The 26,643-nt window shown below is 65.2% G+C and carries 20 protein-coding genes; 8 read left to right on the plus strand and 12 right to left on the minus strand.

The window, feature by feature from the left end; all coding sequences use genetic code 11:
* Positions 1 to 11: 11 nt before the first annotated feature.
* Positions 12 to 1,118: a serine hydrolase domain-containing protein gene (locus tag GGR00_RS14120; RefSeq protein WP_055976176.1), complete on the plus strand. Its 1,107-nt coding sequence runs from the start codon at positions 12 to 14 to the stop codon at positions 1,116 to 1,118.
* On the opposite strand, the gene GGR00_RS14125 is transcribed toward GGR00_RS14120, so the two are convergent.
* The 3 genes from GGR00_RS14125 to GGR00_RS14135 form a co-directional block, all read right to left on the minus strand.
* Positions 1,119 to 1,727, minus strand: a complete 609-nt coding sequence (locus tag GGR00_RS14125) for a DUF6969 family protein (protein WP_055976202.1) — start codon at positions 1,725 to 1,727, stop codon at positions 1,119 to 1,121.
* 472 nt (positions 1,728 to 2,199) lie between these two features.
* Positions 2,200 to 3,411 (minus strand): YeeE/YedE family protein, encoded by a 1,212-nt coding sequence (locus GGR00_RS14130; RefSeq protein ID WP_184699762.1) that lies wholly within the window; start codon positions 3,409 to 3,411, stop codon positions 2,200 to 2,202.
* Positions 3,412 to 3,516: 105 nt separating this feature from the next.
* Positions 3,517 to 4,437 (minus strand): sulfurtransferase, encoded by a 921-nt coding sequence (locus GGR00_RS14135; RefSeq protein ID WP_055976182.1) that lies wholly within the window; start codon positions 4,435 to 4,437, stop codon positions 3,517 to 3,519.
* Positions 4,438 to 4,722: 285 nt separating this feature from the next.
* Between GGR00_RS14135 and GGR00_RS14140 the strand changes: the two genes are divergently transcribed.
* Positions 4,723 to 6,309, plus strand: a complete 1,587-nt coding sequence (locus GGR00_RS14140) for an ABC transporter substrate-binding protein (protein WP_055976186.1) — start codon at positions 4,723 to 4,725, stop codon at positions 6,307 to 6,309.
* A 110-nt stretch (positions 6,310 to 6,419) separates the two neighbouring features.
* Here the strand turns inward: GGR00_RS14140 and GGR00_RS14145 are convergent, their stop codons facing one another.
* A complete protein-coding gene (locus GGR00_RS14145; RefSeq protein ID WP_184699763.1) occupies positions 6,420 to 7,049 on the minus strand; it encodes a hypothetical protein in 630 nt (209 codons plus the stop codon).
* 187 nt (positions 7,050 to 7,236) lie between these two features.
* Between GGR00_RS14145 and GGR00_RS14150 the strand changes: the two genes are divergently transcribed.
* A complete protein-coding gene (locus GGR00_RS14150) occupies positions 7,237 to 7,794 on the plus strand; it encodes a transglutaminase-like cysteine peptidase (protein WP_343065554.1) in 558 nt (185 codons plus the stop codon).
* Between the two features lie 45 nt (positions 7,795 to 7,839).
* Here GGR00_RS14150 and GGR00_RS14155 read toward each other — a convergent pair whose 3' ends face one another.
* Both GGR00_RS14155 and GGR00_RS14160 read right to left on the minus strand, forming a co-directional pair.
* A complete protein-coding gene (locus GGR00_RS14155) occupies positions 7,840 to 8,322 on the minus strand; it encodes a hypothetical protein (RefSeq protein ID WP_055979323.1) in 483 nt (160 codons plus the stop codon).
* 9 nt (positions 8,323 to 8,331) lie between these two features.
* Positions 8,332 to 9,201: a helix-turn-helix transcriptional regulator gene (locus tag GGR00_RS14160; protein ID WP_246441382.1), complete on the minus strand. Its 870-nt coding sequence runs from the start codon at positions 9,199 to 9,201 to the stop codon at positions 8,332 to 8,334.
* 659 nt (positions 9,202 to 9,860) lie between these two features.
* On the opposite strand from GGR00_RS14160, the gene GGR00_RS14165 reads away from it, so the two are divergent.
* The 5 genes from GGR00_RS14165 (at position 9,861) to GGR00_RS14185 (ending at position 19,415) form a co-directional block, all read left to right on the plus strand.
* Positions 9,861 to 11,678, plus strand: a complete 1,818-nt coding sequence (locus GGR00_RS14165; RefSeq protein ID WP_184699764.1) for a hypothetical protein — start codon at positions 9,861 to 9,863, stop codon at positions 11,676 to 11,678.
* 131 nt (positions 11,679 to 11,809) lie between these two features.
* On the plus strand, positions 11,810 to 13,846 hold the full coding sequence (locus GGR00_RS14170) for a hypothetical protein (protein ID WP_055979332.1): 2,037 nt from the start codon (positions 11,810 to 11,812) through the stop codon (positions 13,844 to 13,846).
* A 21-nt stretch (positions 13,847 to 13,867) separates the two neighbouring features.
* Positions 13,868 to 16,402, plus strand: a complete 2,535-nt coding sequence (locus GGR00_RS14175; RefSeq protein ID WP_184699765.1) for a type I secretion system permease/ATPase — start codon at positions 13,868 to 13,870, stop codon at positions 16,400 to 16,402.
* Positions 16,403 to 16,414: 12 nt separating this feature from the next.
* The gene (locus tag GGR00_RS14180; RefSeq protein ID WP_055979338.1) at positions 16,415 to 17,758 is read left to right on the plus strand and encodes an HlyD family type I secretion periplasmic adaptor subunit; all 1,344 of its coding nucleotides are present in this window, start codon (positions 16,415 to 16,417) and stop codon (positions 17,756 to 17,758) included.
* 13 nt (positions 17,759 to 17,771) lie between these two features.
* Complete coding sequence (locus GGR00_RS14185) at positions 17,772 to 19,415, plus strand: GNAT family N-acetyltransferase (protein ID WP_246441384.1); 1,644 nt, start codon at positions 17,772 to 17,774, stop codon at positions 19,413 to 19,415.
* Positions 19,416 to 19,453: 38 nt separating this feature from the next.
* On the opposite strand, the gene GGR00_RS14190 is transcribed toward GGR00_RS14185, so the two are convergent.
* The 6 genes from GGR00_RS14190 to GGR00_RS14215 all read right to left on the minus strand — a co-directional run bounded on the left by GGR00_RS14190 (position 19,454) and on the right by GGR00_RS14215 (position 26,596).
* Positions 19,454 to 20,260, minus strand: a complete 807-nt coding sequence (locus GGR00_RS14190; protein ID WP_184699766.1) for a 3-methyl-2-oxobutanoate hydroxymethyltransferase — start codon at positions 20,258 to 20,260, stop codon at positions 19,454 to 19,456.
* A gap of 39 nt (positions 20,261 to 20,299) precedes the next feature.
* The gene (iolB, locus tag GGR00_RS14195) at positions 20,300 to 21,112 is read right to left on the minus strand and encodes a 5-deoxy-glucuronate isomerase (RefSeq protein WP_184699767.1); all 813 of its coding nucleotides are present in this window, start codon (positions 21,110 to 21,112) and stop codon (positions 20,300 to 20,302) included.
* A 6-nt stretch (positions 21,113 to 21,118) separates the two neighbouring features.
* Entirely contained in the window at positions 21,119 to 21,322 is a 204-nt protein-coding gene (locus tag GGR00_RS14200) for a DUF3329 domain-containing protein (protein WP_184699768.1), read from the minus strand.
* Between the two features lie 133 nt (positions 21,323 to 21,455).
* Complete coding sequence (gene iolE / locus GGR00_RS14205) at positions 21,456 to 22,373, minus strand: myo-inosose-2 dehydratase (RefSeq protein ID WP_055979350.1); 918 nt, start codon at positions 22,371 to 22,373, stop codon at positions 21,456 to 21,458.
* Between the two features lie 380 nt (positions 22,374 to 22,753).
* The gene (iolD, locus tag GGR00_RS14210) at positions 22,754 to 24,604 is read right to left on the minus strand and encodes a 3D-(3,5/4)-trihydroxycyclohexane-1,2-dione acylhydrolase (decyclizing) (protein WP_184699769.1); all 1,851 of its coding nucleotides are present in this window, start codon (positions 24,602 to 24,604) and stop codon (positions 22,754 to 22,756) included.
* Positions 24,605 to 24,667: 63 nt separating this feature from the next.
* Positions 24,668 to 26,596 carry a bifunctional 5-dehydro-2-deoxygluconokinase/5-dehydro-2-deoxyphosphogluconate aldolase gene (locus GGR00_RS14215; protein WP_055979352.1) on the minus strand — a complete coding sequence of 643 codons (1,929 nt, stop codon included), beginning with the start codon at positions 26,594 to 26,596 and terminating at the stop codon, positions 24,668 to 24,670.
* Positions 26,597 to 26,643: the final 47 nt, after the last annotated feature.

A 26,643-nucleotide genomic window follows, 5' to 3' on the forward strand; every position in this document is an offset into this window, starting at 1 on the left:
AGCAGATCGTCATGCTCGAAAAACTGAACCGTCTGCTCGAAACCTACCGCGCCGATGGCGCGGTGGGGGCCTCCCTCGCCTTCTCGCTGGGAGATGGCGAAACCCTCGCCGTGACCGCCGGTCTTGCCGACCGGCCCGGCAACGTGCCGGTCACGCCCGACCGGCTGTTCAAGATCGGCAGCTGCACCAAGACCTTCGTGGCCGCGGCGCTGATGAAGCTGGTCGAGGAAGGCAAGGCCGAGCTCGACGCCCCCATCGCCGGATGGTTCCCCGACCTGCCGCGCTCCGGTGAGGTGACGGTGCTCCAGCTCGTCAACCATCGCGGCGGCCTGCCGGAATTCGAATACGACATCCCGATGGACCCGAGCCGGGTGTGGACCCCGGCCCAGCTCGTCGATCTCGCCTTCAAGGTCGGCGGCCAGACCCCACCCGGCGGTGCCGCCGTCTACAACAACACCGGCTATGTGCTGGCCGGCATGCTGATCGAGGCGGCGTCGGGCCTTTCGCTCGGCGAATATGTCCGCCGCAAGGTGCTCGTCCCGCTCGGCCTTGGGGATACCTGGTCGCCGGCAACCGAAGCCTTCCCCGGGGCGCGCATGGTGCGCGGCTACTACCACCGCCCGAAGCCTGCCGCCGACGCCAGCTCGGCACTGGCAAAAGGCGGCGAGATGTGGCGCATGGACGGCGTCCTGCCCTACTCCGACGAGTTGCAGGATTCCTCGGATTCGTTCCCGTTCTCCGGTGCCTATGGCTGCGGCGACATGGTTTCGACGCCGGCCGACCTCATCGGCTTCATGAACGGCTTGCTCGGGGGCAGGCTGTTGCCGGCGCCGCTGCTCGCCGCCATGAAGGACGGCCGCTCCACGGTCAGCTACCCCGGCACCCGTCTGCGCGAGACCGGGGCCGGCCTGATCGCCAGCGAATATGCCGGGCGCCTGGTGCTCGGCCACCAGGGCAGCATCCCGGGATATGTCACTGTGATGGAGCACGATCCGGCATCGCGCCTGACCATCGCCATGACCAGCAATGTCGGCTCCGGCAACCGCCTGTCGTTCTATGCCAGCGGCCTGCACCCCGTGGTCGACAAGGCGGTCGGCATCATCCTGCGGGAGATCTGATCAGACGCCGAGCCCGGCGGCCGTCTGGCGAAGGTCGACGCCAAGCTCGGACGTCACCTCCAGCGCGCGGTCGTCGCGCGCTGGAGTGCCATTATCGGGCCGGTGCCCGGCCAGCACCTTGTCGCGCTCGCGGATCAATGCCGCGATCTCGTCGGCATAGAGCGCGAGCACCGCGGCCAGCCAGCGATTGACCAGATAGGACGGCCTAGCGAAATGCAGGTCGAAGCGCGGCAGCAGCGCCACCGTGCCTTCGGCCTCCAGCCAGTCGTCGCCGACGACCCACTGGTTGACGGTGAACAGCCTGACCAGCCTGCCATAGGCATCGACGCCGACAGCGACGAGATGGTGGATCGGCCCTTTCGCGCCTTCCGGCCGGACGAAGCAATGGAAATGGCCGTGCTCGGCCTGGCCCTCCTGCGGCGGATGGCTGTGATAATACCACTGCGCGCCCGTCTCCGGATCGAACACGTCGCCCTGCGGAAAGTGCTCCCAGGCCGCGACCGATTTCGCCTCGCGCAGCGTCTCGAGCAACACGTTGCTGCCCGACTTGGCCAATACCTGTTCGCAGAACAGCGCCTGCCGCGCCGCCTCTGATCTTGTCTCGTCCATCGTCGGCCTCCAGGCCGCAGCTTGGCCTATTGCGGCTGGGCCGCGCAAGGCGAGGCTGCAGGTGCGGCAGCACAAGGCGATGCAGCCGGTGCTGCGGCGCAGGGCGAGGCCGCCGCCGGAGCAGGAGCCGCCGAGCATGGCGAAGCGGCGGAACACGGCGCGGCTGCGGAGCACGGGGATACTGCCGCACATGGGGACGCGGCAGCGCAAGGGGCAGCAGCTGCACATGGAGAAGCCGCCGCACAGGGAGCCGCCGCGCAGGGCGAAGCGGCCGAACACGGCGAGGCCGCAGCGCATGGTGACCCCGCCGCACAAGGATTGCCTGCAGCGCACGGGCTGCCGGCTGCACAGGGCGTCGCCGGAGCGCTCGCCGCAGGTGCCGGCTTCGGCGTGGCAAAACGGTAATGGTCGACCGCGACCGCCGAGGTGGCGGCGAGGAAGGCGGTGCCGAACAGGAGGGTGTTGCGCGCGCTCATTTCTTGAACCCATCGAGACCGAAGAGCGGACGCAGCGCGACCCCGCCGAGACTGCCGACGAAGGCCGAGGCGAACCACAGCCAGCCATGCACGCTGCCAGAGGCGATGCCGGAGAACAGCGCGCCGACATTGCAGCCGAAGGACAGCCGCGCGCCATAGCCCATCAGCACGCCGCCGACGGCCGCCGCCAGGAACGAGGCGAACGGCACATGGACCTTGGGCGCAAACTTGCCGGCGAGGCCGGCGGCGAGTGCTGCCCCCAGGATGATGCCGAAATTCATCACCGAAGTGATGTCGGCAAGCACGCTCGAGCCCAGCGCCTTGGCCGGCCCGGGCCAGTTCCAGAACGCCCAGGTCTCGACCGGCACGCCGACCGCCTGCGCCGCCTTGGCGCCCCACAGGCCGAAGCCGAAGGTCACCGACCACGGATGGCCCGCCGTCACCAGCGTCGCGATGTTGAGGCCGGCAAGCCCGAGCCCGGCGGCAACCAGCGGCCACGGGCCGTGCAGCAGCCGCGCCACGCCGCGGCGAGGTGCAGGCTTGGTCTTTTCGAGCCCGCCATGGGCGCGGCGTTCCACGAGCACGGTCAGCGCGGCAACGGCCCCGAGGCCGAGCAGCGTGACGGTCACGCCGCCGGGCACGCCGAGCGTCCTGCCGAGGCTGATCTCCGGCAGCGCCGGCAGTTCCAGCCACCACGGCAGGTGCGCCGTGCCGATCAGCGCCCCGACGATGAAGAACATCAGCGTCACCAGCATGCGCGAGCTGCCGCCGCCGACCGTGAACAGCGTGCCCGAGCCGCAACCGCCGCCGAGCTGCATGCCGAGGCCGAACATCGCCGCTCCCACCAGCACCGACACGCCGACAGGCGCGAACGCCCCGACCAGTGCCTGGCCATTGGCACTGCCCAGGGCCAGCAGCGGGATGAACGCGACCGATGCCGCCGCGATCATCAGCATCTGCGCCCGGATGGCGTTCCCGCGCCGCTCGACGACGAACCGCCGCCAGCCGCCGGTGAAGCCGAACGAGGCGTGGTAGAGCGTCAGCCCGAGCAGGCCGCCGATGAGGAACAGGACTGCCTGGCGCAGGCTGATCGCCTCGCCGATGGCCAGCGCGCCAAGCACGAAGGCCAGCCCGACGAAGATGACCGGTCCCTTGTCGAGATTGACGGGCGCCGCCGGCGCCGGGGTCGCGAGATTGATCTGTGTCATGTCAATTCTGTCGTGAACTTCAATTGATCTGGGATGACCCGTTCAACGAAAGATGTCCAGGATCGCTCCTGGACACCTTTCATCTCGGATCTGCCTTGCGAGAGATCAGGAACCGGGCTGCACCGGGCGGGCCGGATCGGCGGCCCATTCGGCCATCGAGCCGTCATACATCTTGGTGTTCTTGTTGCCTTCGATCTCGCTCAGGCCGAACCACACGACGGACGCCCAGTGGCCGGTGTTGCAGAAGGCGATGTTCTGCTCGTCCTTGCCGAGGCCGACGGACTGGGAAAGGTTGCCGACGGTCTCCTTCGAGGCGAACGAAGCCTTGTCGGCGTCGTAGAGCTTGCTGTTTTCGAGGTTCTTCGAACCGGGAATGGTGCCGGCAGCACGGACGACCGGGCTCTTGGCCTCGCCCCTGAACTGCGCGGCCGGGCGGCCGTCGATCAGCTTGGTGCCGTCGGCGCGGGCCTTCTCGACATCGGCGGTGGTGGCGAGAAGCTCCTGCTTCAGCTCGCCCTTGAAGGTGGCTGCCGTGGGCTTGGCCGCTTCGGCCGAAAGTTCGCCGCCGGCGGCTTCCCAGGCGCGTGCGCCGCCATCCAGGATCGACACGGCGTCGTGGCCAAGCACCTTGAAGGTCCAGTAGACGCGCGTTGCAGCGCCGAATTCGGAAGAGTCGGTGCCGTTCGGCACGATGACGACATGGCTGTCATTGCTGACGCCGAGGTCGCCGATGGTCTTGGTGATCGTCTCCAGCGGCGGCAGCATGCCGGGGACGCCGTTCACCTCGGCGCGCCAGCCGGCGGTCGCGTAGGGAGCGTTGATGGCACCCGGCACATGGCCCTTGTCATAGGGATTGCCATCCTTGGCCGCGTCGCGCACGTCGAGGACGACGAGGCTCTTGTTGCCGAGATTGGACTTCAGCCAGGCTGCATCGACCAGCGGCTGGTCGGTCAGGCGCTCGGCCTGCGCGCCGGTGGCGAAGGCCAGGCCAGCAGTAATGACTGCGGCGATCAGAGAAAAACGCATCGGACTACTCCCCGGAAAAACGTTCTAAAAACAGGCGTCGGCCACATTTATAGTCTACCGGAAGGCCACGCACACGGCAATTACGCCCGAAATTTCCGGGAATTCCGGAATGAGATACGACCATATGCCATTGAATTAGAAATTCATTCCGGCGACCGAATTCGATGTTCACATGCAGAATAAAGAATATAACCAATTCACAAATCGGCCCATTGCGACGATTTTCTCATCGACGTCGCCGGGCCGATAGTTGGGGCCGCAGCAAAGGCCCATGAGGGGACAGGTATGCGTTTTCTGAAGGCCATGGCCGGAGCGATCTTCGGCGCGGTTCTTGCCGCGTCGATGGCTTTTGCCGAAACGCCCGCGAATACGCTCATCGTCGCCGACGCCATCGACGACGTCATGACGCTCGACCCCAACGAGGTGGGCGAGGTCGGCGGCGTGCTTGCCAGCACCCAGATCTACCAGTCGCTGGTCAGCTTCGACGTCAACGACCCGACCAGGATCATCGGCGTGCTCGCCGAGAGCTGGACGATTTCACCCGATGGCCGAACCTTCACCTTCAAGATGAACCCCAGGGCGCGCTTTGCCTCAGGCAATCCCGTTACCGCGTGGGACGCCGAATATTCTCTGCGCCGGGTCGTCCACCTGAAGTCGCGCTCGGCCTTCATCATCGGCCAGTTCGGCTTCTCGCCGGAAAACGTCGACGACCGCATCAAGGCCCTCGACGACCAGACCCTGGTCATCGAGATCGCCGACACCTATGCGCCGAGCTTCCTGTTCTACTGCCTGTCGTCCTATATCGGCGGCATCGTCGACAGCAAGATCGTCAAGACGCATGAAGTCGATGGCGACTATGGCAATGCCTGGCTGAAGGCCGACAACTCCGCCGGCTCCGGCCCGTTCGCGCTCAGCAAGTGGCAGCCGAGGCAGTCGATCCTGCTGACGCGCAATGACAACTACTGGGGCGCCGCGCCGAAGGTCGACAGCATCCTGATCCGTCATGTCGCCGAGAGCGCCGTCCAGCGCCAATTGCTCGAGGCCGGCGACATCGACATCGCCAACCGGCTCGGGCCCGACGATTTCGACACCATCGCCAACAACCCGAAACTTGCCGTCGTCAGCGGCCGATCCGGCAACATCTACTACATGGGCCTGAACGTCAGGAACCAGTATCTCGCCAACCCCAAGGTGGTCGAGGCGATGAAATACATGATCGACTATCAGGGCATGGTCGACACCGTCTCGCGCGGCATGATGGAGGTCCATCAGACCATGATACCGAAGGGTTTTCTCGGCGCGATCGACTACACCCCCTTCAGCTTCGATGTCGCCAGGGCCAGGGAATTGCTCGCCGAGGGCGGCGTCAGCGGTGAATTTTCGCTCGACATGGTGGTCTGGGACACCCTGCCCTACACCGAATTCGCCAAGGCCATCCAGGCCAGCATGGCCAAGGCCGGCGTGAAGCTCAACCTGCAGATCGTCGGCGGCCGCGAATGGCTCGACCGCTACCGCAATCACGACCTCGACATCTGGCTTGGCCTGTGGGGGCCGGATTATCCCGACCCGCATTCCAACGCCAAGGCCTTTTCGGTCAACAAGCAGGATGCGCCAGATGGTTCGGAAGGCATCACCGATCGTTTCGGCTGGAACGCGGGGCCGCTTTCACCCGAGGCCATGGCGGCCGTGCGCGAACTGGACACGTCGACGCGCAAGGGCATGTATGAGGCGATCCAGAAGGTGCACAGCCGCGTTTCGCCCTTCATCTTCATGTTCCAGGAAGTGCGAAAGGTGGCGGTGAACGCCAGGGTCAAGGGTCTCGTGATGGGCATGACCCTGTCCGACGACCGCTATTCGGCGGTTTCCAAATAGCCCGAATGCCGAAGCGGCAACAACGCCGCCTCTAGACCGGACAATGAAAAAGCCGGGCGGCAATGCCGCCCGGCTCACTGCGTTCAACACGTGATCAGGCGAGTGATCGATCAGTCGGCGCCGCCACCGCCGCCACCGCCACCGCCGCCGCCGCCACCGCCGCCACCGCCACCGCCGCCACCGCCACCGCCGCCACCGCCACCGCCGCCACCGCCGCCGCCACCGCCACCGCCGCCGCCACCGCCGCCGCCACCGCCGCCGCCACCGCCGCCGCCACCGCCGCCACCGCCGCCACCGCCGCCGCCGCCACCGCCGCCGCCGTTATCGTCGCCGTCATCGCCGTCGTCACCGTCATCGCCATCGTCGCCATCGTCGCCATCGTCACCGTCGTCGCCGTCGTCACCATCATCGCCGTCGTCGCCGTCATTTTCACTGCCGGTGCCACCCGCGCCGCCGGTCCCGCCATTGTTCTCGCTGCCGGCCAGGACGGCCGAGACCAGCGATGTCGTCAGCGGCGGGCATTGCGCCAGCTGGTCGTCCGACATGATGCTGCCGCGGTTGAGCGCGATGCAGCACATCTCATAGTTGCCTTGGGTAAGGGGTTGGCACTGCGCAGCCGACATGACCGGCCGAATATTGCTTTGCGCCGATGCGGGGGTGGTGAAGCTGACGGCCACGAGAGCCGAGGAGGCCAGCAGAATCGAGTAGATCCCGCGAACGCAGGTTGGGTACGTCGTCATTTCTTCCTCCTGAGGGAAAAAATGCGCCCGTCCCCAAACTGGCGCTATGATCAAATGTTCCGACCATCGGAAACACTTTTTTAATCATACATCCTTTTGAAAACGGTGCAAAGTCCTCCCGTCGGGGTTGATTTATCTAGCTCTAATATGCTGTTTGCTGGTCACCCATTGAGAGAGGGGACAGCACGTGGACAAATTCGTGGCGCTCTTTGCGATCGCCTTGATCGCTGCTGGCTGCAGCCAGTCAACCACTCCCGGACCAAGCATGACGACCGTCGGCTACGCATTCGCGCCGCCGGCGGCAAACACCTTCTGCGCCCGCCAGCCCGGGCTATGCAGCACCGCCGGCAAGACCGCGGTCATGGCTCTTACCGACGAACGCATGAACGACCTCAAGCAGGTCAACGCCTCGGTCAACCGGCGCATCACCCAGCGCAACGACGCGGTAACCGCCAGCGGCTCGGACAACTGGCGGCTGCCGACGACGGTCGGCGACTGCGAGGACATCGCCATTCTCAAGAAGAGCGAGCTGCGCAAGCGCGGCTGGCCGGCATCGACCCTGCTGCTGACCGTTGCCCATTATCGCGGCGCCGGACACACGGTTCTGACCGTGCGCACCGACAAGGGCGACCTCATTTTGGATAATCTCACGGGCTCGGTCAGAAACTGGAAGAGCACGCCCTATCGCTATTTTGCGCGCCAGTCGCAGTTCGAAACCGGCAGGTGGTCCCGCATCGGCGCGTGATGCGCCAGCTTGCAGCGCCGCGCCAGGCAATCCATGGCGCGGCGTTCAATGCGGAAACGCATTGTCCTCGACGATCTTCCATATCTGCCGGTTGATGTCCCGGATCGCTTCGATCGAGGCGGAGATGCGGTGCATCTCGTTGTCGTCCAGTTCTTCGTTCTTGCCGTAGCGGACGGCATCCTTGCTGTCGAAAATGCGCATCAACTGGGTGCTGGCGCGCGTTCCGGTCTCGTCGAACGAATAGATGCAATGGCTGTATTTGTTGCGCAACTTGCCCTGGTGCGTCAGTTGCTCGGCCACGGCGAGCACCGCCTCCCGGCACGAAAGCGGCGTCTTGGACATCTTGGCCAGCCGCTCGACGAGGTCGAGCCGCGCCCGCGTCGTGTTCAGCGTCAGGAAGATGATGATCGCCGTTTCCTTGTCGACCTTGGCAAGGCCCGCGATCAGATAGATGAGCAGGCTCTCGGTATTGGTCCAGGTATAGTTGAGCTGGCCAACGGTAAGCAGAACGTCCTGGAATCGCGGCATTTTGCGCGCTCACACCCCCAGGGGCAGTTGCGCCTGGATCGCACCTGCACCGATGTCGCGTTCGCCAGCCGCCTCGCCCCTGCGCCCGTGAAAGATCGCGGCCGCTTCGGTGCGGTTGTGTGCGCCGAGCTTGGTGATGATGTTGTGCAGGTGGATCTTGACGGTGTGCTCGGATAGGCCGAGCGCCGCCGCGATGAGCTTGTTCTGCAGGCCGCGCGCGACCATGCCCAGGATCTGCAGTTCGCGATCTGTCAGTTCGTCGAAGTCGTCGGTGTCGCTGTCGGCCTGAGCCTGGGGCTTGGCCGTCGCTTCGGTGAAGGTGGTCGCGACCGTCGTGCGCCGCTCGATGATCGGCTCGAACAGCGACAGCGGAAAGTATTCGCCGCCCCGCAGCACCAGGCGCACCACCGAAAGCCAGACGTCGAGCTTCAGGTTCATCGGCAGCACGCCGCGCACGTTGCGCGCGGTCACCACGTCGCGGATCGAAACCTCATGCCGCCCATCCTCCTGGATCAGCATGATCTGCGCTCCAGGATGCAGGTGCGAGATGCGTTCGGAATGGCCCGCCACGTCAGGCAATTGCCCGGCATCGAGCAATATCAGCGACACCGGGCACTCGAAGGCCTCGCAGGCCTCCGCCAGGGTCGCCACCTGCTCGACGGCGATCGACGGAAATTCGCGTTCAATTGCAAAGACCAGGCACTCCGACACGAAGTCCGCCGGAGCGACAATCAGCAAAGTCTTGCAGGTTTTCTGCACGGAGCCACCAGCTCCGTTAGCGCGGCGCGCGCTGGGAATTGCCACCCGATACATGAGATCTCCCGCCCAATGTTCGCAACTATGCGCGATTTTCCCCACTTGCCGCCTGATGAGGAACATTATTGGTTGATCATACACCTCCTGTTAACGGTTCGGTATAAGCAAGATGAGCTATCGGAGGCGTTTTGGTAGTCCGTCCGAATAGTCGGGCAACCGCGTGATCTAGCCTCCGGCCCAGCCGGATTTTCTCACAAAGCATTCGAAGCGGCAGATTTTTCGCAGGCACAAGCAGCCGGAACCACGGCGCTCTACCTGCGAATGACTGGCAATTGTACATATCCGGCAAGCATCTAGTAATTCGCGCCGAAATGCCGGCGGCAGTATCTAGATCAACGCCGAAAGTTCTTGGCCCGCTTAGCCGAACAGCCTAGCGCGAACTGTCAGCTACCAATTTCACGGCCCTGGTCGCACCCTTTGCCGGTTCAGCCAACACAGGCGTGGCGCTTCCGGGACTCCGATTGCATGTGACCAGGGCCTTCAGAATACGCCCGAAGATCACGAAATTGTGAGAATTCCCGGCCGCCACCCGAACCAGAAAAGGGAGGTTTCAGCCATCCAGACAGCTTCGGGGCTTCCGGCTGCTTAGTCCCCTTCAGCCTCCAGCCCCCAATTCCTGACTTTCAGTGCATTCGTAAATCAACCCGTAGTCCGCGTGACCCCAAGACCGTGTGAGAGATGAAAACGGTCCGGCAATCGCGGTCCCAACCGAGGACAAGACGATGTCTGATCGTAACAGCAACAATCTCAACGCGTTCGGCCTGCAGTTCGTCGGCAACGAAATCGAACTGGGCGGCGACAGCGAGAACGAAAACAAGAACGAAAACGAGAACGAGAATAAGAACGAGAGCGAAAACAAGAACGAGAACGAGTCCAAGAACGAAAACGAAAACAAGAACGAATCCGAGAACAAGAACGAGAACGAGTCCGAGAATAAGAACGAGAACGAATCCAAGAACGAAAACGAAAACGAGAACAAGAACGAGTCCAAGAACGAGAACACCAACGAGAACAAGACCGAGACCAAGGTCGACGTCGACGTCGACGTTGATGTCGATCTCGAAGGCCGCCTCGGCGACTACAAGGAAGACAACGACTTCGCCGACATCGACACCGGCGGCGGCGACATCAAGGGCGATGTGCTGTTCAGCAAGGACGGCGACGTCACCTACGATCCAGGCGACGACATCAACTTCAAGGACATCCTGAACGGCTCGATGGGCGCCAACAGCAACGCCTTCCTCATCAACCAGACTGCCGACATGGTCGACAACGACAAGCTTGAAGAAGCCACCGTCAAGAACGACGGCGACTTCAAGCAGGAGTTCGACAACAAGGGCGGCAAGGCTGATGCGGGCGACGGCATCAACGCAGGCGGCGGCGGCGCAAGCGGCGGCAACGCCAAGGGCGGCGAAGCTGACGGCGGCGACGGCGGCAACGCCAAGGGCGGCGAAGCCGACGGCGGCAAGGGCGAAGGTGGCCTAGCGCTGAGCGCAGCATTGGGTGGCGACTCCAAGGGCGACACCAAGGCTGAAGGCGGCGACAGCAAGGGCGGAAACGCCGACACCGACGCTGACGGCGGCAAGGGCGACGGCGGCAGGGGTGGTGACGGCGGCGCAGGCGTAGGCCTCGGCCTCGGCCTCGGCCTCGGTGCCGGACTTGGCCTCGGCGCCGGTGGAGCTGAATCGGGCGATGCCAAGGGCGATGGCGGCAACGCCAAGGCCGACAGCGGCGACGCCGATGCCGACAGCGGCAAGGCTGACGCCGGCAACGGCGGCGACATCGACGACACCGAAGGCGGCGACGCCAAGGGCGACGGCGGCGACGGCATCGATGCATTCGTTCCCGTGATCCCGGTGCTGAACTTCGGTGAAGGCGGCGACGCCAAGGGCGACGGCGGCAACGCCAACTCCGACACTGGCCGCGGCGGCGACGCCGATTCCGGCAATGCGGATGCCGACAGCGGCGACGCCAAGGCCAATGCCGGCGATGCCAATGGCGATACTGGTGACGCTCTCGGCTTCGGCCTCGGCGCAGGCGTCGGCTACGGCGACGGCGACGGCTCGGGCGAAGGCAACGGCGGCGGCGCAGGCGGCGGCGGCTCGGGAACCGGTGGTTCCGCGACGGCCGGCGCAGCGACCGGCGGTGCCAGCACGAGCGGCGGCACCTGGGCCTATGGCGACGGCGACGGCGGCAGCGCGCTGAGCGGCGCCTGGGCTGACGGCACCGGCGGCAACGCAACTGGCGGCGCAGCCTGGGCTGGCGGCGGCGGCGGCGGCGGAACTGCTGGCGATGCATGGGCAGGAGCTGGCGGCGCCGGTGGCGCAGGCGGCACCTGGGGATCGAGCAATGGCGACGACGGCTACGTCACTGGTTCCAGCGAAGCCAGCGCCGATGCCATCATCGACACCAGCGCCTTCAATCAGCAGATCGTGATGGGTGCCAACCTGCAAGGCAATACGGTCGACATGACCGTTGTGGGCGGCAACTTCCACGAGACGCTGACCGGCGAAGACTCCAACGACCACAGCACGCTCTAGCCATCGGCATGAGGCTCCGCGCTTGCGGAGCCAGTGAGCCGGACTGCGCGGGTAACCCCCGCGCAGTCCATCTTGGCCGGTGGAGCACATCTGCGCCTCACCGTGCCTGAATTTCGGGCGGAGGCACGACAATGTATGCCGCGTATTTCGACAGGATCAGCGAGACGATCGCTCACTTCATCGGCCTCTTCGACACCGCGAGCGAGGAGGCTCGCCTCAAGCAGGCCTACGACGAATTCAGGGCCAAGCAGCAGGCCGACGAGCATCTGCCGGAACACCAGACTGCCGCCCTCAAGGTCGACACCTCCCACACCCTGGAAGATTTTGACCCGAGCTTGAAGTATGTCGGCGTCAGGCCTGAGATCGAACAGATCACGGTTTGGTCCAAGGTCGCCTTCACGCCTCCCGACGTAGCCGTCCCCGACGGACCGTTCCTCCAGAATTATGCTCATCTGCCGCAAGGCACTGTTGGTTCTGGCGGCATCGTCCTGCCGCAGATCCTGCCGCCGGGCGACCTGGCTGTCATCGTCAACCAGGAGATCCGTCTGTCCGACGACGACTATGTCGGCTTTGGCGGCAGCGGCCTGAAGTTCAATGCGCCGCCCGTCGACGATAGCCCGCTGGTCGAGATGCAGCAGGCTGCGGCCGACCTGTCACCGATCGACGACCTGACGCTGCCGGGCTCGACCGAAGAAATGGCGACGTTCGTCACCACGGCGCAAGCCCGCTTCAACGACTTCGATGCCGACGACCACGGCAACGCCAACGTCTTCTGCGTCAAGGCCGAAACGATCGAGGGCACCTATTTCAACGGCCAGCTGATCGACGAAGCCGACGCTCCCAAGATGGAAGACTACATCAACTTCCTGAAGGAGCAGGACGACGACGCCAAGGGGCCTGACGCTCCGCTCGATGTCGACACGCCTCCGGACTCCAGCGATTTCATGGATGGTTGGGGAGACGGAACGGCCAATCCGAGCGTCGAGATCAGCACCGGCGGCAACACCGTCATCAACAACGCCGTCGTGGTCAACGACTGGGCATCGGCCGAGGTCATGGCCGTCATGGGCGACCATATCTCGCTCAACGCGATCATCCAGATCAACGGCACCTGTGACGCCGACAGCGTCGGCGCGGCGGTCGGCGGCTGGCCCTTCGATCCCGGCGGCGGCGACAACAACCTCAGCTTCAACATCGCGATGTTCAAGCACATCGACACCTCGGGCGGCGATCAAGCGCCTGCCGAGGCTCCCACCGGCTTCCCCGCCTACTACGTGGTCACCGAGATCTCGGGCGACCTCATCATGATGAACTGGATCGAGCAATATGCGTTCGTGACCGACAACGACGTGGTCATCGCCTCGTCGTCGGGTGTGCAGTCGGTCGTCTCGACCGGCGACAACACCGCCTTCAACGGGCTCAGCCTGAACGAGATCGGCAACTACTACGACCTTATCATCATCGGCGGCAACGTCTACGACGCCAGCATCATCCACCAGATCAACCTGTTGCTCGACAACGACGTCATCGGCGCGGTCTCCGGTTTTGAGACGACCGGCGAAGGCTCCGTCTCGACCGGCGACAATCTGCTCTGGAACCAGGCGAGCATCGTCAACGTCGGCAACGCGACCGCCGAAGCTCTGCCCGACGGTTACAACAAGGCAGCGGGCGACCTCGCGGCCGGCAACAAGGAACTGCCCGACTCCATCCTCCAGGACGCCGCATTCGCCGGCATCGGCGTGCTGCGCGTGCTCTACATCTCGGGCGACATCTACAACCTCAACTACATCAAGCAGACCACGGTGGTCGGCGACAGCGACCAGGTGGCGCTTGCCATGAACAACCTGGTCGCCAACCCCGACGCCGAATGGACGATCACGACGGGCGGCAACCAGCTGGTCAACGACGCGACCATCGTCGACGTCGACGGCACGTCCAAGATCTATGTCGGCGGCGACAGCTACTCCGACGAGATCCTGATCCAGGCAAACCTGGTGTCGAGCGAGCCGGATCTCGGCGCGCAGAACCCGGACATACTCGTCACCGAAGCCGTCGTATTTCTCGATGACGGTGGCGACGACACCGGCGACGCGTCGAACACCAACCCGATCGCACCGCAGCCAGCCGATTCCGGATCGGCCGACGTCATGCAGCACATGCTGGGCTGATCCGTTTCAGAGGGGCGCAAGATGAACGACGACCGTGAAGGCTGGAGTGGTTTTCAGAATGCGCCGGATGACGGCGACAGCCAGGACAGCCAGCAGGCGCTCCCGAGGCATTCGGAGGCAAGGCCCGCACAGGCAGCGAGCAAGCCGGCATCGGACGTAGGCAAGCCTGCGCCGGAAGCCAGGCTGTCCACCGCCGTGGCGTCGCAGGAACGCGCGCTCGACCATCTCGAAAGCTACATCGACAAGGTCGTCGGGCGGCTGCATGAAGAAGCAGGCGACAAGCCGGCTGCTCCGGCAATCCCTGCCTCGGCAAGCGTCGCCGCCCCTTCGCCCGCGCCTGCAACATCTGCGCAGGCAAGGCCGGCAAGCACCCAGCAGCCATCAGGAAGGCCGCCGATGGCCGAGCCTTCGATCATACCTCCGGAGCGGAGCGCTACGGCTCAACGCCCCCCAGCGTCTGCGCCCGCCGCAGCAGCGCCGAGCATGCGGTCCCAACCAGCCCCGCAGGCAACTCCGGAGGAACCCATCGCAGCCGCAAAACGCGAGGATGCGCCCCAGGCCCGGGCCACGCCCGCCGAGGCGCCTTCGCCGACGCCTGCTGCTGCAGCTGCCTCGCCTCGTCCCGAGATGCGGGTCAGCGAACCGCAAGGGCCGGCAAAGACTGAAATGAAAGATACCTCGACGCCGGTCGGCAAGGTGATCGACGCCGACAACGGACCGATCAAGGCAAAGGAAAAGTTGCCCGAGGCCAAGGGCCCGAATGGCGGCGACATCGACAGCGGTGGCGGCGGCGGTGGTGGCGGCGGAGGCGGGGGCGGCGTCTTCCACAAGCGTCTCGGGCCAATCGATTTCTCGGCCTCGCTCAAGACCGGACTGAAGGTCGTCAAGCGCAACCTGCTGATTGTCATGCTGTTCACGCTGGCCAGCAACATACTTGTGCTGGCGATACCGCTCTATTTGTTCCAGATTTCCGATCGCGTGCTGACCAGCCGTTCGGTCGACACGCTGGTCATGCTGACGATCGTGATCATCGGCGCGGTCATCCTGCAGACCATCTTCGACGCCATTCGCCGCCTCATCCTGATGCGCACAGCCGTGGAAGTCGCAGCCCAGCTGGGCGCCCCTATCCTGAGCGCGGCAGCGCGTGCGGCGCTGAACAGCAACGGCCGCGAATACCAGACGCTCGGCGATCTTCAGCAGCTCCGGTCGTTCCTCGTCTCCGGCACCCTGCTCACCCTGCTCGACGCGCCGCTGGCCCCGCTGTTCGTCCTGGCCGTGTTCCTCGTCCATCCCCATCTCGGCTTCATCGTCATCACCACGTCGCTGATCCTGCTGGTCATCACCATCATCAACCAGCGGTCGACGGCAGCCCCCTTCAGCGAAGCCAACACGCACCAGAGCAAGGCCAATCTGCACCTCGACTCGATGTCGCGGAACTCGCAGATCATCAACGCGCTGGCCATGATCCCGGAAGCCGTGCGCATCTGGGGCAAGGACACGGCAAGCTCGCTGCGTGCGCAGGTCATCGCGCAGGACCGCAACATCGCCTTTGCCGCGACGTCGAAGGCCACACGCTTGCTGACCCAGGTTGCCATGCTCGGCTGGGGCGCGCATCTGGCGCTTGACGGCCATCTCAGCGGCGGCATGGTCATCGCCGCCTCGATCATCGCCAGCCGCGCGCTCGGCCCGATCGAAGGCGCCATCGAAGGCTGGAACCAGGTCGTGCAGTCGCGGGCCGCCTATGGCCGCATCGCCAGCCTGCTGCAGTCCTCGCCGCTCAATTTCGAACGGCTCAACCTGCCGCGTCCGGAAGGCCGGCTCGATGTCGAACGGCTGCTGTTCGTGCCGCAGGGCACCAAGCGCGTCGTCCTCAACGGCATCACCTTTGCCCTGGCCCCCGGCGACTCGCTCGCGGTCATCGGCAATTCCGGCGCCGGCAAGACCACGCTCGGCAAGATGCTGGTCGGCTCGATCCTGCCGACCTCGGGCAACGTGCGCCTCGACCTGATGGACCTGCGCAACTGGGATCAGCGCCAGTTCGGCGAGAACATCGGCTACCTGCCCCAGGACGTGCAGCTCTTCCCCGCCACCATCAAGGCCAACATCGCCCGCATGCGCGACGATGCGACCGACGCCGAAATCTACCAGGCGGCACAGCTCGCCGACGTCCATGAAATGATCGCCACCTTGCCGCATGGCTACGAGACCTTCGTCGCCGCCGATGGCGCACCGCTCTCCGGCGGCCAGAAGCAGCGCATCGCCCTCGCCCGTGCCTTTTTCGGCAATCCGCGCATGGTCGTGCTGGACGAGCCGAACTCCAACCTCGACGCCGCCGGCGACGCAGCCCTTGCCCGCGCGCTCCAGCACGCCAAGGAAAACAAGATCACCGTCATCACCATCACGCAGCGGCCGGCACTGCTCCAGAGCGTCGACAAGATATTGCTGCTGGTCAATGGAACGGTCGCGCTGTTCGGCCAGCGGCAAGACGTGCTCCAGGCACTTGCCCAACGTGGCCTCAGCATCGAGGGCGGCTCGTTCGGCCACCAGATTCCGTAAGGGGACAGCGTCATGAGCGACTCGGCAATCGTCAAGGTCCACGATCTCGAATGGTACTCCGAAGTGCCGCGCTCGATCGGCAAGCAGACCAAGGTCGGCCTGCTCCTCATTGCGCTGACCTTCGGCGGCTTCGGCACCTGGGCCTTCACCGCCCCGCTGGCGGCGGCCATCATCGCCCAGGGCTCGTTCGTGGCGGCCGGCCAGAACAAGATCGTCCAGCATCTGGAAGGCGGCATCATCAAGGAACTGCTGGTCAGCGAGGGCGACCGTGTCCGCTTCGACCAGCCACTGGTGCGTCTCGACGAAACCGCGGCCCAGGCCAACGAGCGCCAGCTGTTCCTGCGCCAGGTCCGGTTGGACGCCATCTCCGCGCGGCTGAACGCCGAGATCAACGGCGCCCCGGAAATCGCCTATCCGAAGAACGTCCTCGACAACATCAACGATCCCGAGATCAAGCCGATCGTCGACGGCCAGCAACTGACCTTCGATGCCGCGCGCGGCAAGCTGCAGAGCGAAATCGGCCTGCTGAAGCAGAACATCGCCGCCTATCGCTATCGCTCCGATGGCTACCAGCAGCAGCACGACGCGGTGCAGCGGCAGTTGGCCCTGATGAAGGAAGAATATGCCGGCAAGAAGTCGCTGCTCGACAAGGGCCTGCTGCGCGCGACCGAAATCAAGGCGATCCAGCGCGCCATGGCCGATGCCGAAGGCCAGATCGGCCGTCTCGGCGCCGAGGTCTCCGAGATCGGGTCGGAGATCATCAAGCTCGACCAGCAGATCACGCAGGCCCAGGAAGCCTACAAGCAAACCGCGCTCGAGCAGCTGCAGAACCTCGAGGGCGACCTCGACACCATTCGCGAACAGCTGCGCCAGGCCAAGAGCGTGCTCAACCGCGTGACCATCAACGCGCCCGTCGCAGGCACCATCGTGCGCATGTACTACCACACCGCCGGTGGCGTCATCGAAAGCGGCAAGCCGATCGTCGAGATCCTGCCGTCCAACGTGCCGCTGGTCATCGAGACGCTGATCTCGCGCACCGACATCGACAACGTGCGTGTCGGGCAACTTGCCACGGTGCGGTTGACCGCGCTCAACCGGCGCACCACGCCGGTGCTCGACGGCGAGGTGATCTACGTCTCCGCCGACGCCCTTCCCGACACGTCGGGTCCGGTGGCGCGCGAGGTCTATGTCGCCCGGGTCAGCCTGCCGCCGGAACAGATTTCACGTGTTCACAGCTTCTCGCCGACACCCGGCATGCCGGCGGAGGTACTGGTCCAGACCGAGGAACGGACCTTCTTCAGATACCTCACCAAGCCGATCGCCGACAGCATGTCGCGCGCATTCATGGAGCGGTGAACCAGGAAAAGCCATGACTTTGAGGGGGATGCAGATGCAGGTCGATGTCATTACCGATCTTGAGACGCTGGCAAATGTGCAGAAGGACTGGGAGCGGCTCTACGCGGCCGATCCGGAGGCACAGTTCTTTGTCTCGTGGAACTGGCTGGTGCCGTACATGCGCTACTACAAGGGCGCCTGGTTCGTGCTCGCCGCCCGTCTCGGCAGTCCAGGCTCGCCTTATGTCGCGCTCATGCCGTTGCGCATGCGCACCCGCATGAGCGGCAAGACCGGGCTGTTCTTCAACGAGATCAGCATGGCCGGCAACAATGCCGCCGACTACACCGGTGCGATCTGCGATCCGCTGCATGCCGAAGAGGCGCTGCTGGCCTTTGGCCGGCATGTCGCCCAGATGGGCTGGGCGCGGCTCAATCTCGAGAACCTGCGCATGTCGCGCGAACGCATCTTCGCCTTCATCGGCCAGTTCTCGCGTGACATCTTTGCGATGCGCGAATTCAGCCGCGTCAATGCCGCCGACAACGTCGACAATTGCCGCTGCTTCTCGGCCGCCCTGCCCGACACGTTCGACGGCTATCTCGACAACGTGCTCAGCACCAACACCCGCCAGAAGCTGCGCCGCTTCCTCCGCAAGGTCGACGCCGGCGAATTGCGCATCACCCGGGCCGACGCCACCACCTACGAACGCGACATCGACAACCTGCTGGAACTGTGGCGGGTGAAATGGGGTGCGCGCAAGGGCGACCGCCTGGCCGGCATCCTGCACAACAACCGGCGCGTGCTGAGGGAAAGCTTCAAGGCCGGCACGCTGTTCCTGCCCATCCTGTGGCAAGGCGACCGGCCGCTGGGCGCGCTCGCCATCTTTGTCGACCCGGTCAAGAAGACCTTGCTGTTCTTCATGGCCGGCCGTGACGAGGCGGTGCCTTCCATCCCGACCGGGCTGATCCTGCACGGCCATTGCATCAAGCTGGCGATCGAGAACGGCCTTACGACCTACGACTTCCTGCGCGGCGACGAGCCGTACAAGTTCGCGTTTGGCGTGACCGAGAGCAAGGTCGACTGCGCCATGGTCTACACCAAGAGCGGGCGCAATGCCGGCGACCGGCTCGACCCCCGCTCGCTCGGCAGCATCTTCACCGAAGTGACGCGCTTCCACCAGGAAGGGCAGCTGACAAGGGCGGAAAATGGCTACCGTCAGATCCTTGCCAGCGACCCCGCCCATTCCCGCGCGCTCTATGGCATTGGCCAGTTGCTGTCGGCCAAGGGCGACCACCGCGAGGCTTTGGCGCATTTCCAGACGCTCGCAACCTCCGTGCCGACTTCGTCGAAGGCATGGCTCAGGCTGGGAATGGAGTTGCAGGCTTTGTCCCGGCACATCGAGGCAGTGGATGCGTTCCGCACGGTGCTGTCGCTCGCGCCTGATTTCGCAGCCGCGGAATTCGCGCTGGCCAAGAGCCTCGCCGCGCTCGAACGCAGCGAGGAAGCCATCGCAACGCTGGAAGGATTGCAGCCCAAGCTTGAGGCCGCGTCGCGCGACGACTCGCTGCTGGCCAAGACAAGGGCCATGCTCAAGCGGCTGAAGTTTGAAAACCGGCCGAGCTACATCATGCTCAATCCGGATCGGAAGGCAGTGACGCGAGTTCTGAGTACCGCGCTTTAGGGCGTCGGAGTGCGAACCGCCTTTCGGAGCGGGCAGGCCTAGGTCTGCCCGCTCAGAAAATCCTCGAACCTGCGCAGCTCCCCCGCGTCGATGCCGAGCATATGGCCGGCACCAGGATAGGTGCCACTGGCGATGTCGGCGGCATATTCGCTGAACGCGGCGATCCGCTCCTGCTGGATCCGGTCGAACTCGGCGGCAAGATTGCGGTAAACCTTGGCGTGGCGCGGATAGTGGCCGCGGTTGAGGCCCAGCACATCTTCGGCGAACAGGTACTGCGCGTCGCAGCCAGCGCCGGCGCCCATCGAGATCATGACAAGCGGTGTCCGCTTCGAGATCGCCGCGGCCACCGCCCCCGGCACCACCTCGATCTCGGCAGCAAAGGCACCCGCCTCCTCCAGTTCCTTGACCTGGCGCCAGACGAACTCGGCCGTCTCGGCGGTCTTGCCCACTGCGCGGAAGCCGCCCGTCCAGGTCGAATGCGTGGGGATCAGGCCGACATGGCCACAGACGGGAATGCGCTCGTCGGCCAGCCGGCGGATGGTCTGCGCGCTCGCCGAACAGTAGACGGCGTCCGCCCCCGCAGCCTTCAGCTTCACCGCAGTTCGCAGGATCTCGTCGGTCGTCGCCCCCATCATGCCGTACTCGTCGCCGGGCACGGCAAAGCAGGTCGGCGCCGCGTCACGGAAACGCGGATCGAGCATCAGCCCGTAGGTCACCGACAGCAGATCGATGCCGGCGCGCTCGGCGGCCTCCGCCTCCTCCAGCGTCGTCACCCTCAGCTTCGACAGTTGCCTCTTGCCCTTCAATGCGCGCAGATCCGCGACCGTTGGCCTGTTGCGTGCCATCGTCTTGTCCTCACTTCGGAAAATAGGGGCCTTGGGCGCTCAGGCTTTCAGCAGCCACTCATGCTCTTTGGCGTTGTGGAATTTCCACGTCCGCTTCGGCCCCGCCATGACGTTGAGATAATAGAGATCGTAGCCGTGGCAGGCGGCGCAGGGGTGGTAGCCCTTGGGCACAAGCGTCACGTCGCCATCCTCGACCGCCATCGCCTCGTCGATGTCGCGGTGGCCGGCATCGTTGAACTCGGTGTAGACGCGCTGGAAGGCAAAGCCCTGCGGCGGGTTGAGCCGGTGGTAGTAGGTCTCCTCCAGCAGCGATTCAGCCGGCAGATTGTCTTCGTCATGCTTGTGCGGCGGATAGCTCGACGTGTGGCCGCCCGGCGTGATGACCTCGACCACCAGCAGCGAGTCCGCCGGCTCGCCTTCCGGCAGGATGTTGGTCACGTAGCGCGTGTTGGTGCCCTTGCCGCGCACCTCCTGCTGGACGTCGTCGGGCCCGATCACCCTGGTCTCGTGCCCACCGTCGAGCCCCGGCGCCGTACAGACGGCCAGTTCGACGTTCGTCTCGGCGCGCACCGACCACTCGACGCCCGCCGGCATGTAGACCGACCACGGCTTGCCCTCGAACGGCGACATGCGTTCGCCCAGCGTGCCGAGGTCCTGGTCGTCGGCGCGCACATGCGCCTTGCCCGAAACCAGCACCAGGCAGGTCTCGCGGTCGGCGCACCAGTCGCCGAACGTGTCGCCCGGCTCCAGCCTGTGCAGGTCGAAGCCGACATAGGTCCAGCCCGCCGTCTCCGGCGTCACATGGGTGACGCGGCCCGTCCCGTGCTTCGGCTTGATCAGAAGTTTCGACATGGCCTCTCACTCCTTGTCGGTGGCGGCGTCGTCGCCGGGCTTGTAGGCGATCAGGAACTGGTAGGCGCCGAGCGCCGCCATGCCGCCTGCCAGCGTGCCCCAGAAGGCCGATCCGGTGGCGAACTCGAAGATCGACCAGGCGGCGCAGAAGGCGACGAGCGCGATGCGCCGCCACAGCGGCCTGAAGAACGGATGCTTCTGGTCGTTCATCAATTGCGTACTGCCTGGCCGGTCAACATGTCCGGATCGTAACCGGCCACGGCGCAACGCTCAAGCACTACGGCACCGCGCGTCGCAGACGCGCAAGGGACGCCGTGGCACCTTGAACCGCCGCATGACGCGGTCATGCGGCGGGAAAACCTTGTGTCTCCACCGTGTAGCCAGCAGCCGTCATCACCCGCATCAGCTCGGCATGGCCGACCTCAGCCATCTTCAGCGGCGGGTTCTTCCTCGGGTCCTGCTCGGCCTCGACGACGAACCAGCCTTCGTAGTCATGATCGGCAAACTTCTGCACGATCGCACCGAAGTCGAGCGAGCCGTCGCCGGGCACGGTAAACGCCCCGAGCGCCACCGCATCGAGAAACGACTGCTTCGTCCAGTCAAGCGCCGCAATGACGTCCATGCGCACGTCCTTCACATGCACATGGCTGATGCGCTTGTGGTGGTTGTCGATGGCGCGCAGTACATCGCCGCCGGCAAAGGCGAGATGGCCGGCGTCGAGCAGCAGCGGAATGCCCTCGCCCGAATGCGTCATGAAGGCGTCGAGCTCGTGCTCGAACTGCACCACCGCCGCCATGTGGTGGTGATAGGACAACGGCATGCCTTGTTCGGCACACCATTCGCCGAACGCGGTCAGCTTGCGCGCATAGGCCTTCATCTCGTCGTCCGACAGGACGGCCTTGCCGGCAAGCGGCTTCGAGCGATCGCCCTGGATCGACCGGCCAACCTCGCCATAGACGATGCAAGGTGCGGCGACCGCCTTGAACAGGTCGATCATCGGCTGGATGCGGTCCTTGTTCGCCGCCATGTCCTCGTTGACCAGCGTGCCGGAGAACCAGCCGCCGCACAAAGTCACGTCCGCCTTCTTCAGGATCGGCAGCATCGCCTCCGGCGTGCTCGGGAAGCGGCGGCCCTGCTCCATGCCGGTGAACCCGGCCGAGCGCGACTGGCGCAGGCACTCCTCCAGCGACACGTCATCGCTCAGTTCGGCAAGGTCGTCGTTCCACCACGCGATGGGGGACATGCCCAATTTGGCTTTCACATCAGTTCTCCATTCTTACCTCCCCTTGTGGGGAGAACGCGCCGTAGGCGCGGGTGGGGGGTAATTCGACGAGCGCGACGCCGGGTACCCCCTCCCCATCGCTTCGCGCCGACCCTCCCCACAAGGGGGAGGGTTAACCTCAGCGCCGCCCCTCACTGTCCTGCCGGACATCTCTCCCCGCAAGCGGGGAGAGAAACGCCGCCCGCGCTGATTTCGCCAATCGCCAACGCCGAAGATGATGGCGGGAGCGGTGGTGACAGCCACTCTCTCCCCGTTTACGGGGAGAGATGTCCGGCAGGACAGTGAGGGGCAGCGCCAACACTTCAAGCCGGGGCAGCGCCAACGCTCCAAGCGGCAGCGCCAACCTCACAGCCCCAAACTCAATCCCCCACCCGCTGCAGCTTGAGCTTCTCCTCGTAACCCTTGCGCGCGGCATTCACCTCCGCCCGCGCGCTCACCTCGGGCACGGCAACGTCCCACCAGTGGCCGCCCTCGCCGGTCGAGACCAGCGGGTCGGTGTCGATCAGCACCACCGTCGTCCGGTCGCTCTTGCGCGCTCGATCAAGCGCCGCCTCAAGATCAGCGATCGACGCTGTCTTCTCGGCATTGGCGCCCAGGCTTTTCGCATGCGCGACGAAGTCGATATCAGGCAGCACTTCATGCCTGGAGTCGCGCAGCAGGTTGTTGAAATTCGCGCCGCCGGTGGCCATCTGCAGCCGGTTGATGCAGCCATAGCCCCTGTTGTCGAGCAGCACGATGGTCAGCTTGAGCCCGAGCATCACCGATGTCGCGATCTCCGAGTTCAGCATCAGATAGGAGCCGTCGCCGATCATGACGACGACCTCCTTGTCCGGCCGAGCCATCTTGGCGCCCAAGCCCCCGGCGATCTCGTAGCCCATGCAGGAAAAGCCGTATTCGGAGTGGTAGGAACCGGGTCCGCCCGCCTGCCACAGCTTGTGCATCTCGCCCGGCAGGCCGCCGGCCGCGTGCAGCACGATGACGTCCGACCCCAGCGTCCGCTGCACGGCGCCGATCACCTGCGCGTCCGACGGCAGTGCAGCGTTGGTCGCCGCCGTCACCTTGGCCGCCGCCTTGCGCCACTCGGCCTTGCCGACCTTGGCGTTTTCGGTCCAGGCAACAGGCGCCTTGTAGCCGGCGACCGCAGCACCCAGTTCGGCGAGCCCTTCCCTGGCATCCGCCACCAGCGGCAGCGCCATGTGCTTGCCGGCGTCGAAAGGCTGGACATTGAGGCCGATGATGGTCTTGCCGACGTTCTTGAACAGCGCCCACGACCCCGTGGTGAAGTCCTGCAGCCGCGTGCCGACCGCCAGCACCACGTCGGCTTCCTCGGCCAGCCGGTTGGCCGCCTCGGTGCCGGTGACGCCCACCGCCGCCATGTTGAGCCCGTGCTCATCGGTCAGCGCCGACTTGCCGCCCTGCGTCTCGCAGACGGGAATGCCGGTGGCCTGGACGAAGCGGTCGAGTTCCTCCGATGCGCCGGAATAGAGCACGCCGCCACCCGCCACGATCAGCGGCTTCTTCGCCGCCTTCAGCACCTCTGCCGCGGTCGCGAGTTCGTCTCGGTCGGGCCGTAGCCGACGCTGCGTCCACACGCGCTCGGCAAAGAAGCTCTCGGGATAGTCATAGGCCTCGGCCTGCACGTCCTGGCACAGCGACAGCGTCACCGGCCCGCATTCGGACGGATCGGTCAACACCTGCATGGCGCGCGCCAGTGCCGGGATGATCTGCTCGGGCCGGGTGATGCGGTCGAAATAGCGCGACACCGGTCGGAAGCAGTCATTGACCGAGACCGTGCCGTCGCCGAAATCCTCGGCCTGCTGCAACACCGGGTCGGGTACGCGATTGGCAAACACGTCGCCGGGCAGAAGCAGAACCGGCAGGCGGTTGACGTGCGCGAGCGCCGCCGCCGTCACCATGTTGACGGCGCCGGGTCCGATGGAGCTCGTCGCCGCCATCATGCGCTGGCGGAAATTGGTCTTGGCGTAGGCGATCGCGGCATGCGCCATCGCCTGCTCGTTATGGGCGCGATAGGTCGGCAGTTCCTCCCGCACCTGGTACAGCGCCTCGCCCAGACCGGCAACGTTGCCGTGGCCGAAGATCGCCCACACGCCGCCGAACAGCGTCACCATCTTGCCGTCGATCACGGTCATCTGCCGCGTCAGGTAGCGCGTCAGCGCCTGCGCCATGGTCAGGCGAACGGTCTTGGTCATCGTCTTCTCCTCCCGCTGCGGCTGGCGCATCCATGGGACGCAGCCTCGCATCAGCCATTGTCTTTATGCCGCCCGGCGATCCCGCGCGGCAAGCCATGCCTTGGTCAGCTGTTCAAAACGCTGGGCCATGTCGTCGACCGCCGCCTGGTCGTTCATGCGGCCGGCCATCCACTCTTCCGCCGCATGGGCGAAGATGCTGCGGCCGACGGCAAAACCCTTGACCACCGGCGCATCGGCGGTCGCCGCGAAGGCCACTTCGAGGTCGGCCAGCGGCGCCTCGAGCCCGAGCAGCACGACGCCGCGGCAATAGGGATCGTTGCCGGTGATGATCGCCTCGATCTTCTTCCACGCGGCGGCCGACGCCTGTGGCTCGAGCTTCCACCAGTCCGGCTTGATGCCGAGCGCATAAAGCTCCTCCAGCGCGCGCGGAATGGTGTTTTCGTCGAGTTTGCCGTGCTTGCCGGCAATGATCTCGATCAAGAGCTCGCGCCCGACTTTCCGCGCCGCCTCGAACAGCGTGCGCAGCTTCTGCTGCTGCTCGGCCTTCAGTTCCGCCGGGTCGTCGGGATGGTAGAAGCACAGGCACTTGATGGTGTGGTCGAGCGGCCATTCGACCAGCTGCGAGCCGATGTCCTGCGAGAATTCGAAACGCAGCGGCCGCGAGCCCGGCAGCTCCACCGGCCGGCCCATCCAGCCAAAGGGATGGCGGGCGAATTCGAACATCGCATCGCGGCCGTACTTCTCGTCGATCAGCATGCCATAGCCGTCACGGCCATCGGCCACCTTGGCCGCGGCCTTCACCGCCAGCACCTTGAAATCGCGGATGCGCGCCGGGTCGGCGCCGACACGGGTGGCGATGTCTTCCAGTTGGATGCGGTGGTCGCAGGCCAGGGCCATCATCGAGGGGATCTCGCGCCGGCGCGTCGTCGCCCAGTGCACGTGGTTGATCGCCTCGTCCTTGCGCAGCGCGTGTTCCTTGCTGCCGTTCCTGAGGAAGAACTGCAGTTCCTCGAAGGTCGGGATTTCGGGCGAGCAGAGCAGCCGCGACACGGCAAATGCGCCGCAGGCATTGGCCCAGGTCGCCGCTGTGGCCAGGCTCTCGCCGCCCAGCCAGCCGCGCAAAAAGCCCGACATGAAGGCATCGCCCGCACCCAGCACGTTGTAGACCTCGATCGGAAAACCCTTGCCGACAATGCCGGCCTCGAGGTCGTCGGTGATCGGCCCGTCATAGACGATGCAACCCATCGGCCCGCGCTTGAGCACGATGGTCGCCTTGGACAGCGACCGGATCGTCTTCAGCGCCGCGAGCAACTCGCTCTCTCCCGAGGCGATCATCACCTCTTCCTCGGTGCCCACGATCAGGTCGCAGTCACCAAGCACGCCCTTGATGTGGTTCGACACCTTGTCGGAGGCGATGTAGCGGCTTTCGCCGGCGGCATGGCCGGCCAGGCCCCACAGGTTCGGCCGATAGTCGATGTCGAACACCACCTTGCCGCCGCTCTCCTTGATCAGCCTCATCGCCTTGCGCTGGGCGGCATCGGTGTTCGGCCGCGAGAAATGCGTGCCGGTGACGACGATCGCCCGCGCCGACCTGATGAAGCCGGGATCGATGTCGGCTTCCGACAGCGCCATGTCGGCGCAGTTCTCGCGGTAGAAGATCAGCGGAAACGTCTTGTCGTTCTCGACCGACAGCAGCACCAGCGCCGTCAGCCGCTCCTTGTCGGTGACAAGCCCCTTGTCGGACACGCCTTCGCGCAGCATCTGCTCGCGGATGTAGCGGCCCATATGCTCGTCGCCGACACGGGTCAGAAGCGCCGAGCGCAGGCCGAGCCGCGCCGTGCCGATGGCGATGTTGGCCGGGCAGCCACCGACCGACTTGGCAAACGACGCCACGTCCTCCAGCCGCGATCCGGTCTGCTGGCCGTAGAGATCGACCGACGCGCGCCCGATGGTGATGACGTCGAGTGTAGGCTGGTTCTTGGGGTCGGTCATTTTGTCCTCCCGGTCGCTCCGCCGCGCCGGCCTGCCCGCAAAATCAG

This window comes from Aminobacter aganoensis (assembly GCF_014206975.1).
Classification (GTDB): domain Bacteria; phylum Pseudomonadota; class Alphaproteobacteria; order Rhizobiales; family Rhizobiaceae; genus Aminobacter; species Aminobacter aganoensis.